Genomic DNA, 15,178 nt, shown 5'->3' on the forward strand with positions numbered 1-15,178 from the left:
CGATCACAAACCAAGTCACCTAATTTGTTCCCTTCAGATAAGTTACAATTCCTTATAAGGGATAAAAAGGAAGTTGAAACAAATGATAAAAATTAAACTGATTAACGGGGAAACTTATGAAGTTGAACATGATCAACTTCCTGAGTTCTTGGATAAGCATCAAGGTCAAGTTGTAGAGTATCAGAAGAAAGTACAACCGCGTCGGTGCAACAGGAAGATCGAGACTACCAAAGCAAAATAATGCTATCTCTGTAGGGAAGCCCTCCTTGATTGAGAAAGTTTCCGTTTTCTAGCTTCTCCTCTGTTTCCGCATAATAAATTTCCCCTGATACAAAAAACTTATACTGAGTTTTATCGTTATTCTGTTTGCCCGAATAAGGTTTTTCTTCGCCTAAGTTCTCAACGTACACATAAACAGTACGGTATCTATTTTCAACATAACTGCTGAATTTTCCATAGACATAACTACCTGTTGCAGCTTCATTAAACTCCTGTTCGTCTAAGGCTTTAATTTTGATTGGCATAAGTAATGGGAAACTTCCGTGATTGGTGTATTTCATATAAGATACATTGATCGGTAGTCCATTGAGTGTTCAAAATAAAAAGCAATCTTCTCGATGCTGTAGTCGTTTCACTAATCATGAATGCAATGATGAAACTTAAAATTCAGCCCGAACAATTTGCAACGATCGCGCTTTTAAATGAAGAATATAGGGAGAATGGGGTTCGCTTAGGTTGGCTGATTAATCCCCAAGATCAGCAAGTTAAAATTTACCGTCAAGGCTGCGATCGCGAGATTTTGGATCAGCCTCAAGTGATTGATGGAGAAGATGTCCTTCCTAACTTTGAGCTATCCTTAGAAAACATTTTTTAAAGATATGATTTATGGCGTTAATTATTGCAGGTGAACGCAGTGGGGTCGGGAAAACAACAATTACTCTCGCTCTGCTTTCATTTCTAGCGCGAAAACCCGAAAAAGTACAGTCATTTAAGGTGGGACCTGATTATATTGATCCCATGTTCCATACAGAAGTGACGGGACGGTCTTGTCGCAACTTAGACCCCGTTTTAACTTCTCCCGACTATATTCGACATTGTTTTCTCCGCCACTGTCAGGGGATGGACTATGCTGTGATTGAGGGGGTGATGGGGTTATTTGATGGGGTGTGTTTAGAACAACGGAATGATTATGCTTCGACGGCGCACATTGCAGAGATTTTAGACGTTCCGATGGTTTTGGTAATTGATTGCTCTCGTTTATCGGGGTCGGTGGGCGCGATCGCGCAGGGATATGCGAACTTTAATCCCAACCTCAACCTTGCGGGTGTTGTCCTCAATGGCGTGGGAAGTGACCGTCATCTTGAACTGTTAAAAGTGGCTCTAGACCGCATCCAGATTCCGATTTTGGGGGTATTTCGTCGTCAAGAAAAGATTGCATTGCGCGATCGGCATTTAGGGTTAATTCCCACGGAAGAAGTAGAAACCTTCCCCGAAATCCAAGACCGCCTTGCAGAGATAGCGCAAGAGAGTTTCGATTGGGAGCAAGTCTTACCGTTATTAAAAGCCCCACAAAAGCCCGTTCCCCCGCTTTGGGATGCCATACCAGCGCAAACTCCTGTTAGAATTGGCATTGCGCGCGATCGCGCCTTTAATTTCTACTACCAAGATAACCTTGATCTGCTCAAACATTTGGGTGCGGAATTAATCCCATGGAGTCCTCTCAAGGATACAAGTCTCCCACCTGATTTAGATCTCCTCTATTTTGTCGGTGGTTTCCCAGAAGTTTTTGCTCAAGAACTGTCCCATAATAAAGAAATAATGAAGGAACTCCACAGGAGAATCACTAATGGACTGGTCACGTATGCTGAATGTGGTGGTCTGATGTATCTCAGTCAGAGTATCACTGATTTTGCGGGAGAAACTTGGGAGATGGTGGGAGTTTTACCGACAGCGATCAAAATGGCAAAGCGGTTAACCTTAGGGTATCGCCAAGGGATCTTTGCTTCCCCTCATCGCTTACTTCCCCCGAATACTCAACTGTGGGGACATGAGTTTCATCGTTCCCAAATGGAAACCCCTTCCCCTTCTCCCCTTTATCAATTGGAGGATTTCTACCAAAATCAAACTCAGGAGGGATGGCAAATCGGGGCTGTTTATGCGTCTTATCTACATCTCCACTGGGGAACAATTCCACAGTTTCCACAACAATTAATACAACTGGGTCAAGCCAGCACAAATGTCAAGCTATAACAGAAAACGCTCTGCCCAGAATCAATAATGTGTCTCAAGGAACAAAAACGCTAAGGTGTGTTATGGAGTCTCAATCTACTCAACCAACCAACTTCGATCTTACTGCTACACCCAAAGAACAAACCCATCAACCATTTCACTTCTGCAATCAGTATCAAGGAAAAATGACAATGCACAGTGATGCGGAAACAGTGAAACGTTATCTTGATGCTCATCAAGGCTGGTTTGTGCGCTGTGCTCAACCCATGGCAGCTGAACCCATTGGCGAAAACAGCTATGCTTTAACCATTGGTCGGTTTGGGGCGTTAGGCTTTCAAGTCGAACCCAAATTAGGGGTAGAATTACTTCCAGAAGCGGAAGGGATTTATCGGATGGAAACCGTCCCTCTGGAAACAAGCGATACCCATTTTTACAGTGTGGACTATCAAGCAGAATTACAACTGATCGAAAATTCTAACACTCAATCCTCTAACTTATCTTTACCGAGGACTGTAGTTGAGTGGACATTGGATTTAGGCGTGACGATCCATTTTCCTCGCTTCATTTATCGTTTTTCTAAACCCATGGTGCAAAAAACCGGTGATCGCCTTTTAAACCAAATTGTTCGCCAAGTTTCTCGTCGTCTGACTTATAAAGTGCAAGTGGATTTCCACACCCGCTATGATTTACCGCTCCCTTCTTAGGCGAAATTTGATAAGATGCTGATGATAAGATTTGTTGGAATGATTGCTTTATGATTGAACCTTTACTACTCGGAATTGTCCTTGGCTTAATTTTTGTCACCTTAGCAGGATTGTTTTTTGCTGCTTATATGCAGTATCGACGCACTAGCTAAGGCGAACGGGTGATCAGTCACCAGTGATCAGTCCCAAGAAAAAAACCTTCTCTTTTCAATCCTGAGTGATGCTCGACTCCAAGCCGACTTAAAAAAGAAGATTGGTAACTGGTCACTGTCAAACTGGTCACTGTGAATGGGAATCCTTCGAGGGGATGAGGCAAGAATGAAACTAAAAGGGGAATAATATCATCTGAAACTTAAATTTTTTTAAATCAACTGGGTTAGTAAAATAATTTAATCTTTTAATGAGTCATTCCCTAAATACGGCAAAAGCAAAACCCGATACCATCTTAGTTGTTGATGATTCTCCAGATAATGTGTTGCTGGTCCAGAGCATTTTGGAGGAAGAGGGCTATCACATTGAAGTGGCGGAAGAAGGCGAAAGCGCGATCAAGAAAGTCTTAGCAACTCCTCCACAGTTGATTTTACTGGATGTGATGATGCCTGGAATGGATGGGTTTGAAGTGACCGAACGCATCCGCCAAGAAGAGGATTTACCCTTTATCCCCATTTTACTGATTACCGCTTATGATCAGCCGAGTGTGGCGAAAGGATTGGATAGTGGGGCGGATGATTTTATTCGTAAGCCGGTTGAATTAGAAGAATTATTAGCACGAGTCCGCTCATTATTACGTTTAAAGCATAGTGTGGATGAACGAGATGAAATTGCCCGTCAACGGGCTGATTTTGTCTCTCGTCTCACTCATGATTTACGAACGCCGTTAGTCGCTGCCGATCGGATGTTAAATTTATTTCAGCAGGGGGCGTTAGGAGAATTATCTGCTCCCATGCAAGAAGCGGTGGCGACTATGGAACGCAGTAATCGGAATTTACTGGATATGGTCAATACCTTACTGGAAGTGTATCGCTTTGAGGCGGGGCGAAAAGTCCTCAATTTTAGCCCAGTTGATGTCAAAGAAATCATTGATGAAGTCATCCAAGAACTTAATCCTTTAGCAGAAGAAAAAGGTTTAAGTTTAACGTTGGAGGATCACCTCGAAGCTAATCAACCCACAACGGTCGAGGGAGATCGATTAGAGTTACGGCGGGTATTTACGAACTTAGTCGGGAATGCTATTAAGTTTACTGATGAAGGTGGGGTGACGGTGCGAATGCAACCAAGGCAAGAAACAGAAACCCCTCAGCTTATAATTGAAGTGGAAGATACCGGTCCTGGGGTTTCCCCCGAAGAACAAAAGACTTTGTTTGAACGGTTTCGGAAAGGGAAACATCAGAATTCTGGCAGTGGTTTAGGGTTGCATTTGTCGCAACGGATTTTAGAAAGTCATCATGGCAATATTGCTCTAGACTCAGAAGTGGGGAAAGGCAGTTGTTTTACCGTGACATTACCTCTGACGCAAAATTGATTATGAAAATGATTAGTCTAGTTAGACCCTTGCTGGTGTTGGGTTTTGTCGCCTCAACCCAACCTACGTCTAACAAATGACCAAAGAACCAAAGCGTGAAAACTGCTATAGTCTATTCATGAACGGGCTAGGAAAATGTTAGCAACAACTGATCTTCAAAGTATTGTCCAAGCACAAAAAGATTTTTTTGCCACTGGAAAAACGAAAGAAGTTTCTTTTCGTAAGGAACAGCTTAAAAAACTGAAAGCGGTGATTGAGGAATCGGAAGCGGTTATTATAGAAGCCCTTTCTCAAGATTTAGGAAAGCCTCAGTTGGAAGCATTTTTAACAGAAATTGCTTATTGTCGAGAAGAAGTTCATTATTTTTTGCAACATTTAGAACCATGGGCAAAAATAAAACCCGTTAGCACTCCTCTGCCTTTTTTTCCTGCAAAATCTTTGATTGTTCCTGAACCAGTCGGACAAGTTTTAATTATTAGTCCTTGGAATTATCCGTTTCAGTTAGCAATTGTTCCTCTTTTAGGCGCGATCGCTGCGGGAAATTGTGCGATTATTAAACCTTCAGAAATCACCCCCAATACATCTCAGGTTTTAGCTGATTTAATTGCGAAAACATTTGATCCTAACTACATTACAGTAGTGGAAGGGGATGAAACAGTTGCTCAAGCATTATTACAGCAAAAGTTTGACCATATTTTCTACACGGGAGGGAGTGCTGTTGGAAAAATTGTGATGAAAGCAGCAGCAGAATATCTCACTCCTGTTACCTTAGAATTAGGCGGTAAAAGTCCTTGTATTGTTGAACCAGATGTTCAGGTTGAATACAGTGCTAAACGCATAATTTGGGGTAAATTTATTAATGCAGGACAAACTTGTATTGCACCAGATTATTTACTGGTTCATCGCGATATTAAAGAGGAATTAGTCCGTAACATGAAAGCCTCTTTACAGGAGTTTTATGGAGAAAATCCTAAGGAGAGTTCTGATTATGCGAGAATTGTTAGCGAGAAACATTTTAATCGTCTCAGTCAGTTTTTAGATAATGGGACAGTCATCGCTGGTGGGGAAACAGATGCGGAAAGCCGTTATATTGCGCCCACTCTTTTAGATGGTGTGACTTGGGATGATTCAGTGATGGAAGAAGAAATTTTTGGTCCGATCTTGCCAATTATTGAATACGATGATTTAGACAGCGCGATCGCGCAAGTTAATGCTTCTCCCAAACCTCTCGCCCTTTATCTCTTTTCTAAAGACAAAAACAAACAACAGAAAGTTCTGCAAGAAACGTCGAGTGGAGGCGTTGTTTTCAATGATACGCTTGTTCATTTTAATTGTCCCGAATTACCATTTGGTGGAATCGGGGAAAGTGGGATCGGGTCTTATCATGGTAAAGCAAGTTTTGATAGATTTACTCACTATAAAAGTGTCCTTAAACAAGCCCTCTGGTTAGATATTCCCTTGCGTTATCCCCCTTATGCTGATAAGTTGAAATTCCTCAAATTCTTATTTAAGTAGAATCGTTTATGAAGCAAGAAGCATTGGTCATTCGCAACAAATCCTTTCTTTGGGGAGAACAAACTTATTTAATGGGTGTTTTGAATATTACTCCTGATAGCTTTAGTGATGGCGGTGACTATAACAACCTCGAAGAAGCGTTTCAACGGGCTGCTGCTTTAGTGGAAGCAGGGGCTGATATTCTTGATGTAGGTGGACAATCAACACGCCCTGGGGCAAAACAAATTTCTCCAGAAGAAGAATTAGAACGGGTGATTCCGATTATTAAACGGATTCGCAAACACCTGAATATTCCCATTTCTGTCGATACCACTCGCGCGGAAATTGCTCAACAAGCGGTACGGGCGGGGGCGGATATCGTCAATGATATTTCTGGGGGAACATTTGATGCGGATATGTTGACCACAGTTGCAGCATTAGAAGTTCCGATCATCTTGATGCACATTCGGGGAACTCCAGAAACGATGCAGCAAATGACCGATTATGAGGATTTAGTGGGAGAGATTATGGGAGTTTTACAGGAAAGGCTTTCTGCAGCCGAAGCTGCTGGAATTGCGCGATCGCGCTTACTGATTGATCCAGGGATTGGCTTTGGTAAAACCGCCGAGCAAAATTTGGAATTATTACGTAAACTGGATCAATTTCAAAGTCTCGGTGTTCCCATTTTAGTAGGAACATCGCGGAAAAGTTTTATTGGTAAAATCATCAATCAGGATGATCCAAAACAGCGCGTATGGGGAACGGCAAGCAGTTGTTGTGCTGCGATCGCGCAGGGGGCAGATCTGTTGCGCGTCCATGATCTGCCCCAAATGTGGGAAGTGTCTCAGGTGGCGGATGCGATTTGGCGGGTTTAGGCTATGCGCTATGATTGCTTTAATGCAGGAGACACTTCCTTCAGATTCCCCTTCACCTGTAACAAACCATATTCAATCCCTGCAACCACCGCTTGGTAAGAAGCATCGAGAATATTAGGCGAAACCCCAATGGTCGTCCATCGTTGTTTTCCGTCGCTGGATTCCACTAAAACTCGGGTTGTCGCATCCGTACCAGCAGTGCTGTCTAAAATACGAACTTTATAGTCTGTTAAATAGAACGCAGCTATTTCTGGATAGAATTGGACAAGGGCTTTCCGTAATGCTGCATCTAGAGCAGAAACTGGACCATTGCCTTCTGCTGCCTCTAAAATATCTTTACCATTGACGCAGACTTTGATAGTTGCCACAGCATCGCTGAGTAAAGCCTCTTCACCTCTGAGCATATCGCAATTGACCTGAAACCCTTTTAATTGGAACATTTCTTGACGTTGTTCCAACATTTCATAAACCAGTAACTCAAAACTGGCTTCAGCAACTTCAAACTGGTAGCCTTGATTTTCCAGTTCTTTCGTGCGTTGGAGAATATCGCGACAAGTGGGGTCTTTTTTATCTAGGTCAATGCCAAAGGCGCGGGCTTTTGCCACAATATTACTAATCCCAGCCTGATCTGAAATCACGATGCGACGCTCATTCCCAATCACGGTGGGATCAATATGTTCGTAGGTTAAAGGATTGCGTTCCACTGCCGAAACATGGATTCCCCCTTTATGGGCAAATGCAGACCGTCCCACAAAGGGTGCATGAGGGTTAGGGGCAAAATTAACGATTTCGTTGATTAAATGGCTAGTGGGAGCAAGTTTTGCTAAATTTTCGGGTTCTAAACAAGAATAGTTCAGTTTTAACTGTAAATTGGGAATCACAGAACACAAGTTCGCATTCCCGCAGCGTTCCCCATAACCATTCATGGTTCCCTGTACCATGGTTGACCCATGTTCCACAGCAACCAGAGAACTTGCCACTGCTGTATCAGAATCGTTATGGGTATGAATGCCTAATTTTACGCCATACTCAGCGCTGGGATTAATCTCAAAATGTTGGGTAACGGTTTGCACCACTTCCCCGACGTTGTGCGGTAATGTTCCGCCATTGGTGTCACAGAGAACCAACCATTCCGCACCTGCTTCCACGGCGGTTTCTAGCGTTTTCAGAGCATATTCGGGGTTTGAGTGATAGCCATCAAACCAATGTTCCGCATCATAAATGACCCGTCTGCCTTGAGATCGTAACAGCGCGATCGTATCGCGAATCATGGCACAATTTTCTTCTAAGGTGGTTTTCAAGCCTTCTGTCACATGGAGATCCCAAGACTTGCCAAAAATCGTCACCCAGCGCGTTCCAGCCGAGAGAATCGCTTGTAGCATGGGGTCATTTTCTGCGGAATGATTCGGGCGACGAGTGGAACAAAACGCAACGATTTCCGCTTGGGAGAGGGGTTCTTCTTTCAGTTGCCAAAAAAATTGGACATCTTTTGGGTTCGCGCCGGGCCATCCCCCTTCAATAAAGGGAATCCCTAACTGGTCTAATTTATGAGCAATTTTGAGCTTATCTTCTACAGAAAGGGAAATCCCTTCTTGTTGTGACCCATCTCTGAGGGTCGTATCATAAATCCAGACGCGATTATTTTTGGGGTTTAAACTCATTCTTAACTGAAAAAACTTACTTTAGTATTTAACCTGAATCAATCGTAAACAATAATCCTGATTGAGTGACAAAAGATTCAAAACGTCGGTTGAGCCCTTGGTCACGAAACCCAACACCAGCAAGGGTCTTGTTGAGTTACACTTCGCGCTTCCCAACCTAGGATAGAATAGGAGCTTTAGAAGTTTTGTCCGTCAACCAGACAATAATCACAATTGCCAAATATTGATCTTTAATTTTACCTTAAGTGTCACGCATTTCTTGGGCAGTTATCCCATCTGCAGTATTGTTGGCATACTTTTGGTATTGAGCGAGATAAAAGTCTCTCGGGTTCTCAATTTCTTGCACGGACTGACGCTGCGACATCTGTTCCCACCATTGCTTGAGAAAAGAGCAACTTGCAGGAAGAGAAACATTCCGATAATGCTCTAGGATGCAAAAGCGTTCAAACCAAGGATAAAAAGTTAAATCAACTAAAGATAAATCGTTGCCTAACCAATAATCACCATTAGCACTTAGTTTTTGGATGCCTTCTGTTTCCATAAACTGTAAATGGTCTTGAAAGTTAGCTTTCCATTTTTCTTGTTTATCTCGATCTTGTTCCAGTAATATTTTATAAAAGACTGGCACTAATTTAGTATTTGCAAAATCAATCCAAATTCTGGCTAATGCTCTTTGACCTGGAGAATGAGGGAATAAAGAAGGTTCGGGAAAGGCTTCATCGAGATATTCATTGATAATTGCTGATTCCCAAATGCAATTATTCTCATGTTTAATAACAGGAACTTTCCCATAAGGAGAGATTTGAGAAAACCAATTAGGCTTATTATTTAAGTCAGAGATTACGCCTTCCTAAACGGAAGGCGCCTGTCCTCACTAAAGCTCCGGTGACCGTTGGTCAATTTCAATCAATTGAAAATCAATCCTTTTTTCCATTAGAGTCAAACGGGTACGATGGGCAAAGGGGCAAACACTCGCGCTATACAGTTCTACAGTCATTTTGAAAATTTTTCTGGTGATGGTCAATCAGTTCTAATTTGATGGTAAGCTAGACGCGATCTCAGACGCACTACCAACAACGACAATGGGAACTGTTATTAGTACCGTTAACATGAAAGGAGGGGTGGGCAAAACTACCCTAACTGTTAATCTTGCCACTTGTTTAGCCAAGAACCATCAAAAACGGGTGTTAGTGGTTGATTTAGACTCACAAATTAGTGCGACCCTGAGTTTGATGCCTCCGCAGGAATTTTCTAAAGCCCGTCGTACTCGTCGCACTCTCAGTTATTTAATTGATAAAATTGTTCGTCCCAATATTCGGCGCAAATATGATACACCCGATTTAATTTATTCCCAAATTTGTGAGATTAATGGTTTAGAATTACTGGCAGGAGATATTGAACTGTATGATGAATATTTAGTCTCGAAAAAACTCCACGAAGAAGCCATTTCCGATTCTGATCAAGATTTTAATCAGGCTTGGGATAACTTTGAATCAACGTTAGTCCGAAAAATCTTAGAACCAGTGATAGATGATTATGATTTTATTATCATGGATTGCGCCCCAGGTTATAACCTTTTAACTCGCAGTGGTATTGCAGCAAGCGATTTTTACCTCCTGCCAGCGCGTCCAGAACCTTTATCATTGGTCGGGGTTCAACTTTTAGAAAAGCGGATTGCCCGACTAAAGAAAAATGATAAAACCGAGTCAGAACAATTACAAAAACTGAGTTTATTAGGAATTGTTTTTATCTTATCTAATGGGGGGTTATTTGGTCGCTATTATAAGCAGGTAATACAACGCATTGAACAAGATTTTGCACCGGATCAAATCTTTCAACAACAAATCCCCATGGATGTCAATGTGGCGAAAGCAGTGGATATGTTCACTCCTGCGGTTTTAGCAATGCCGAATTCTTCGGGGTCGAAAGCCTTTGTTAAGCTAACAGAAGAAATTTTAAAGAAGATATTTAGTGGTTAGAAGCAAGAACCTCCCATGATATGCTTTGATTTAATGGGAAAGGCTCAACAAGAGAATTAATACCCTAAATGTTCCATAGTTCTTTCTGTCACCATTCTCCCTCGGGGCGTGCGTTGAATAAAGCCAATTTGTAATAAGTAGGGTTCGTAAACATCTTCAATGGTCAGGCGATCTTCTCCTGTTGCAGCAGCGATCGCGTCCAGACCAACTGGACCGCCATGAAACTGCTCAATCATCGTATTTAAAATCAGGCGATCCGTCCAATCTAAGCCCATTTTATCCACCTGAAATAACTCTAGGGCTTCTTCGGCGACACTCTGGCTAATTGCTCCCAATTGCTTCACTTGTGCATAATCTCGCACCCGCTTCAAGAGGCGGTTGGCAATCCGAGGCGTACCGCGCGATCGCGCTGCAATTTCACTCGCCCCCGCTTCCACAATTTCTGTTTCTAAAACCTTAGCGGTACGGGTAACAATTTCGGTCAACTCATCCAACTGATAAAACTGTAACCTTTGCACCATTCCAAAGCGATCGCGCAAGGGAGAAGTCAACGATCCCACCCGTGTTGTCGCCCCAACCAGGGTAAACGGTGCAAGGGGAATACTGCGCGTTTTCGCACTCTGTCCTTTCCCCACCGTAATATCCAGCCGTCCATCTTCCATCGCTGGATAAAGCAACTCCTCTGTAATCCGATTTAAACGATGGATTTCATCAATAAATAACACATCCCCTGGATTCAGATTCACTAATAAGCCCGTTATATCGCGAGGACGTTCTAAAGCAGGGGCAGCAGTAATTTTACACGCCACATCCATTTCTGTTGCTAAAATCAGAGAGATGGTGGTTTTCCCCAAACCAGGCGGTCCATAGAGCAGCAAATGATCCATTGCTTCCCCGCGTTGTTTTGCTGCTTGAATTGCAATGCTAAGGAGAGCCTTTAAATCTTTTTGTCCGATATAATCAGCAAGGCGTTGCGGACGAAGATTATCTTCGTTGCTACTCGTTTCCTCTGGAGTGGGATTACTCTGTAATAACTCATTCCGTGGCTTCCCTGGGGAAGAAGACTCTTGAGTTGGTTTTCCTTGGTCAGAGGAGCGTTTGATCGCCATAATAATTGAGCAGTAATTGGAAGGACTGTAATGGTTTTAGCTAAACGCATTTTACCTTGTCTTGATGTCAACGCTGGGCGCGTGGTGAAAGGGGTGAATTTTGTTAATCTTCGTGATGCAGGCGACCCAGTGGAATTAGCCCAGAGATATGATGCTGCGGGGGCGGATGAACTCGTCTTTTTGGATATTACCGCCACCCACGAAGAGCGAGATACAATTCTGGATGTCGTGCAACGTACTGCTGAACAAGTGTTTATTCCCTTAACAGTTGGCGGGGGGATTCAATCCTTAGAACATATTAAAAATTTGTTAAGAGCAGGGGCGGATAAAGTCAGTATTAATTCGGGGGCAGTACGGAATCCCGATTTGATTAATGAAGCCAGCGATCGCGTGGGGAAACAATCGATTGTGGTTGCTATTGATGCCCGTCGTCGAGAGACTCCTGGCAATTCGGGCTGGGAGGTTTATGTTCGTGGCGGACGGGAAAATACAGGCTTAGACGCGATCGCGTGGGCAAAAGAAATGGAACAACGGGGGGCTGGAGAACTGTTAGTAACCAGTATGGACGCAGATGGGACACAAGCGGGTTATGATCTGCAATTGACGCGGAAAATTAGTGAAGCGGTAACGATTCCTGTGGTCGCCTCTGGTGGTGCGGGGAATGTCCATCATATCTGTGAAGCCTTCACTGAGGGAAAAGCAGAAGCTGCTCTCCTCGCGTCTTTGCTCCATTATGGACAATTAACCGTGACCGATATCAAACAATATTTAAGACAACAGGGGGTTTCCGTTCGCACAAGTTAACTTAATTAAATATAAAGTTACATAGCAGAGGGCAAAACTGGCAATTCATGTATTAAGATAGAGATAAATTGTTACATTTTGTTAAATATGTTGTTATTTATTCTCATTTTTGATGTTGCCCTCGTTGCTTGGTCATTACATCTGATGCAATCCTCATTTCAATACCAAGAATTTTCTTTAATGCTTGCTGGGACCTTAGTGGCTATTGCTGCTGCTGCAATTATGGTCTCCTACTTTATGATGGGAAGTTGCCTTGGTTATCTCGGTTAATCTCTATTCTTGGGGAACAGCCCCTTGACAAAATGGTTCTGATCAAGGCATGATCGTATATGCACTCGGGGCTATAGCTCAGTTGGTAGAGCACCTCAATGGCATTGAGGGGGCCAGCGGTTCGAGTCCGCTTAGCTCCATTTGGAAAATATGATGTTGGGAATCAGGGTTTATTGTTGGAAGAAGAAATTGGCCACAATGGCCAACTTTACCTTCCAAGTTTGAGATGGCCAACTTTACCTTCCAAATTTTTGATCTTCGTTCCGTATTCTGATCAAGGATAGCTCTTGACAAATAGGCGATTCTATAGTAAGGAAGATAAATTTAAGTCTGACTTTACTAGTTTGGTAAAGCAATGTATGAAAACGAGTAGCCTCTGTCTGTGTTACTTATTTAGCTTCGTGTAGTAGACTTGGGCGCGATCTCTCGAAAGTCGGCAATTTTAATAGTTTACCAACTTCAAATTACAATTGCTCAAAAGCTCAAACGGTAAATGAAGCCGCTCTATGGCCTCTTTTTGATCTTGGGTACGTTGCGTGCTAGGTTCAAATCCTTGCGTCCTAACTCGTTTAGTTCTTGGTGATGATCCCGAAAAGCACAGGATTGTGGAGTACACTCCCTTACCCCAGAAATCTCGTCCCAACCATTAGGTAGCAGAATACCAGATTGCCCTGTCATTGGGTAACCATCAATAACAACATGACCTGCGATCGCTGATCAATCTAACCATCAGTACAAAGTGTTTTACTTGAACTTAAAGAAGAGTATCATTTGAAAATAACACTATTTTGAGCGTTGCGTAAGGTAGCTCTAACCTTTTTATAACGCAAATAGCCAGGGTGATCGATAAATTGAGCGACCAGCTTTTCAGAGGGATAGTATCCTTCTTGAGATAGTCGCTCAACAGTATCCTTAATTTGCTGGTACGTTTTTTCTAACTCCGCTCGAAAAGTTTCTTGACGATATCGAATGTATTTAACTGAAATTTGATGACACAATTGAGGGAATTTTCTATATATTGTTCTGCGGTGACATTGTAAACGTCTGGCCACTTCCTCAAGAGAAGGAGGTGGAGATTCACCAGTTGCCAAAGTATGCTCTAAATATTGCTGAACTTGATTCAAATCAAGGGAAGAAGTTTTCCGATTGGATGGCATATGAGGCAAGGAAATTGGAGAGAGTTGCTGTAGAGATTGATCAAAGGATAATTTTCCTGAGTAAAAATCAACTAGCGATACTTTGGTCAAATAACAAATTCGCAGTATAGCTTGTAATGAGGGTAAATGTTTCCCCTGACACCATAGCCATAGACTGTTTTTAGGGATTTGGATCTGACGTGCAAAGTGAGCTACATTTCCTTGAGTAAAATGATTGATGCAAATATTAAGCGAAGAAATAATGTTTTGAAGTTTCAGAGAATCCTGATGTTGAAAAGCAAAACTTATCATGTCACCAATTGAGGCAACAACCCATAATTCCCAATTTTGATTTTCTATCCCTATAAATTCATTTTTATCAACTTTATTATTAAAAGGAATGCCCAGCCATTTATAGCATTTAGAACAGTATCCTGGCTCAGCCTGCCAAGCGAGAAGAAAGTTTTCTTGACCACAATAAGGACATTTATTTTGTAGAGGAAAATTATGTATCCTACACATCTTAACTTCCTGTAATGACCAAAGCAATGGCTCATAAACAGATATTTGATTCGTCAAACAATCTTCATAACAAAATGGGCACCAAACTTGATGGCGATGAAGTAAATTTCTAGTCGGTAAAACCTGTGCTAGAGGAAGTAAAGTTAAGCTCTGTAAATTAGGTTGTAGCGTTAAGGTTTCAAAAACACGGACAAGGTCAAGCGCCATAACTCCTGTCCCATTTATAGCTGCGGTGTGGAGATATATTTTGTTTAATCTAGCACTGCTGTATTTTTTGGGAATTAGTCCGCTAGCAACCTTTTTTAGTAAGGCTCCGGGAAAAACCAGATGTGACGCAGACAGTCTTGATATATAACTGGTCAGACGTTCCACATAAGGAGTACCCACTCTCTCTGGCTTTAATGAATACAGATAACTACGAGGCGGAATAGCTAATGATTCTTCATTCCATGAAGGATAAACTGATGACATGGTATAGCTAGAAATAGAAGGTTTTTAACTATCAGGTATTCCAGTGGGATACCGATGAGGTGAAGGCTCTCCAACGAAGGTATTTTTACCTTGACCGGAAGAAGATTCCTTTTCTTGAGACTCACTTGATTGAATGTAGGCATATTCAATTCCTAGTGTTGTACGCAGTTCTGTTAAGGCTGATTCCTCTTTACTTTGTTGAAAGTCCTTTTCCTGTGTCTTAATATCCGTCAAAAGTTTAAGGCATTGGCGAGCGGGAAGGGCATGAGGTTTTAAGTCTTCTAATGTTATTGTAGTCGCTGGTTTATCTTGAGTTAAAACATGATGAAGCGTTGTGGAAAGCCAGTCCTTTAGAATCCCCACACAACCTAGACTCCCTTCGTAAAGGAGTGCGGATTGGCA

Annotated in this window: 16 protein-coding genes, 1 tRNA gene and 1 pseudogene; 11 read left to right on the forward strand and 7 right to left on the reverse strand. The window is 42.3% G+C overall.

All coding sequences use genetic code 11. The features are described from left to right. Positions 1 to 224: 224 nt before the first annotated feature. Positions 225 to 524 (reverse strand): hypothetical protein, encoded by a 300-nt coding sequence (locus PCC7418_RS10745; RefSeq protein ID WP_015226208.1) that lies wholly within the window; start codon positions 522 to 524, stop codon positions 225 to 227. Positions 525 to 649: 125 nt separating this feature from the next. On the opposite strand from PCC7418_RS10745, the gene PCC7418_RS10750 reads away from it, so the two are divergent. The 7 genes from PCC7418_RS10750 to folP all read left to right on the forward strand — a co-directional run bounded on the left by PCC7418_RS10750 (position 650) and on the right by folP (position 6,824). Then, positions 650 to 874 (forward strand): Uma2 family endonuclease, encoded by a 225-nt coding sequence (locus tag PCC7418_RS10750; RefSeq protein WP_041596608.1) that lies wholly within the window; start codon positions 650 to 652, stop codon positions 872 to 874. 11 nt (positions 875 to 885) lie between these two features. Further along, positions 886 to 2,250, forward strand: coding sequence for a cobyrinate a,c-diamide synthase (locus PCC7418_RS10755; RefSeq protein ID WP_015226209.1), 1,365 nt, complete (start codon positions 886 to 888; stop codon positions 2,248 to 2,250). 164 nt (positions 2,251 to 2,414) lie between these two features. Next, positions 2,415 to 2,933 (forward strand): DUF1997 domain-containing protein, encoded by a 519-nt coding sequence (locus PCC7418_RS10760; RefSeq protein ID WP_216086634.1) that lies wholly within the window; start codon positions 2,415 to 2,417, stop codon positions 2,931 to 2,933. Between the two features lie 50 nt (positions 2,934 to 2,983). Next, the gene (gene petG, locus PCC7418_RS10765; RefSeq protein ID WP_015226211.1) at positions 2,984 to 3,085 is read left to right on the forward strand and encodes a cytochrome b6-f complex subunit V; all 102 of its coding nucleotides are present in this window, start codon (positions 2,984 to 2,986) and stop codon (positions 3,083 to 3,085) included. A gap of 248 nt (positions 3,086 to 3,333) precedes the next feature. Continuing rightward, entirely contained in the window at positions 3,334 to 4,455 is a 1,122-nt protein-coding gene (locus tag PCC7418_RS10770; RefSeq protein WP_015226212.1) for a hybrid sensor histidine kinase/response regulator, read from the forward strand. Between the two features lie 135 nt (positions 4,456 to 4,590). Continuing rightward, on the forward strand, positions 4,591 to 5,970 hold the full coding sequence (locus tag PCC7418_RS10775) for an aldehyde dehydrogenase (protein ID WP_015226213.1): 1,380 nt from the start codon (positions 4,591 to 4,593) through the stop codon (positions 5,968 to 5,970). 8 nt (positions 5,971 to 5,978) lie between these two features. Beyond that, complete coding sequence (gene folP / locus PCC7418_RS10780; RefSeq protein ID WP_015226214.1) at positions 5,979 to 6,824, forward strand: dihydropteroate synthase; 846 nt, start codon at positions 5,979 to 5,981, stop codon at positions 6,822 to 6,824. A gap of 8 nt (positions 6,825 to 6,832) precedes the next feature. On the opposite strand, the gene cimA is transcribed toward folP, so the two are convergent. The 3 genes and pseudogenes from cimA to PCC7418_RS21355 form a co-directional block, all read right to left on the reverse strand. Then, entirely contained in the window at positions 6,833 to 8,485 is a 1,653-nt protein-coding gene (gene cimA / locus PCC7418_RS10785) for a citramalate synthase (protein WP_015226215.1), read from the reverse strand. 241 nt (positions 8,486 to 8,726) lie between these two features. Then, positions 8,727 to 9,113 (reverse strand): glutathione S-transferase domain-containing protein, encoded by a 387-nt coding sequence (locus PCC7418_RS20770; RefSeq protein WP_216086635.1) that lies wholly within the window; start codon positions 9,111 to 9,113, stop codon positions 8,727 to 8,729. A gap of 84 nt (positions 9,114 to 9,197) precedes the next feature. Further along, positions 9,198 to 9,482: pseudogene (locus PCC7418_RS21355) on the reverse strand (glutathione S-transferase family protein); the annotation flags it as partial. An 85-nt stretch (positions 9,483 to 9,567) separates the two neighbouring features. Here PCC7418_RS21355 and PCC7418_RS10795 point away from each other — a divergent pair. After that, entirely contained in the window at positions 9,568 to 10,464 is an 897-nt protein-coding gene (locus tag PCC7418_RS10795) for a ParA family protein (protein WP_015226216.1), read from the forward strand. 56 nt (positions 10,465 to 10,520) lie between these two features. On the opposite strand, the gene ruvB is transcribed toward PCC7418_RS10795, so the two are convergent. Next, positions 10,521 to 11,573: a Holliday junction branch migration DNA helicase RuvB gene (ruvB, locus tag PCC7418_RS10800; protein ID WP_015226217.1), complete on the reverse strand. Its 1,053-nt coding sequence runs from the start codon at positions 11,571 to 11,573 to the stop codon at positions 10,521 to 10,523. Positions 11,574 to 11,603: 30 nt separating this feature from the next. Here ruvB and hisF point away from each other — a divergent pair, with 30 nt between their 5' ends. The 3 genes from hisF to PCC7418_RS10815 all read left to right on the forward strand — a co-directional run bounded on the left by hisF (position 11,604) and on the right by PCC7418_RS10815 (position 12,787). Beyond that, positions 11,604 to 12,377: an imidazole glycerol phosphate synthase subunit HisF gene (hisF, locus tag PCC7418_RS10805; protein WP_015226218.1), complete on the forward strand. Its 774-nt coding sequence runs from the start codon at positions 11,604 to 11,606 to the stop codon at positions 12,375 to 12,377. Positions 12,378 to 12,464: 87 nt separating this feature from the next. After that, on the forward strand, positions 12,465 to 12,647 hold the full coding sequence (locus tag PCC7418_RS10810) for a hypothetical protein (protein WP_015226219.1): 183 nt from the start codon (positions 12,465 to 12,467) through the stop codon (positions 12,645 to 12,647). 67 nt (positions 12,648 to 12,714) lie between these two features. Then, a tRNA-Ala gene (locus tag PCC7418_RS10815) sits at positions 12,715 to 12,787 on the forward strand. Between the two features lie 627 nt (positions 12,788 to 13,414). On the opposite strand, the gene PCC7418_RS10820 is transcribed toward PCC7418_RS10815, so the two are convergent. Both PCC7418_RS10820 and PCC7418_RS10825 read right to left on the reverse strand, forming a co-directional pair. Continuing rightward, entirely contained in the window at positions 13,415 to 14,776 is a 1,362-nt protein-coding gene (locus PCC7418_RS10820) for a TniQ family protein (protein ID WP_015226220.1), read from the reverse strand. Positions 14,777 to 14,800: 24 nt separating this feature from the next. Next, complete coding sequence (locus PCC7418_RS10825) at positions 14,801 to 15,139, reverse strand: hypothetical protein (protein WP_041596239.1); 339 nt, start codon at positions 15,137 to 15,139, stop codon at positions 14,801 to 14,803. Positions 15,140 to 15,178: the final 39 nt, after the last annotated feature.

This window comes from Halothece sp. PCC 7418 (assembly GCF_000317635.1).
Taxonomy (GTDB): Bacteria; Cyanobacteriota; Cyanobacteriia; order Cyanobacteriales; family Rubidibacteraceae; genus Halothece.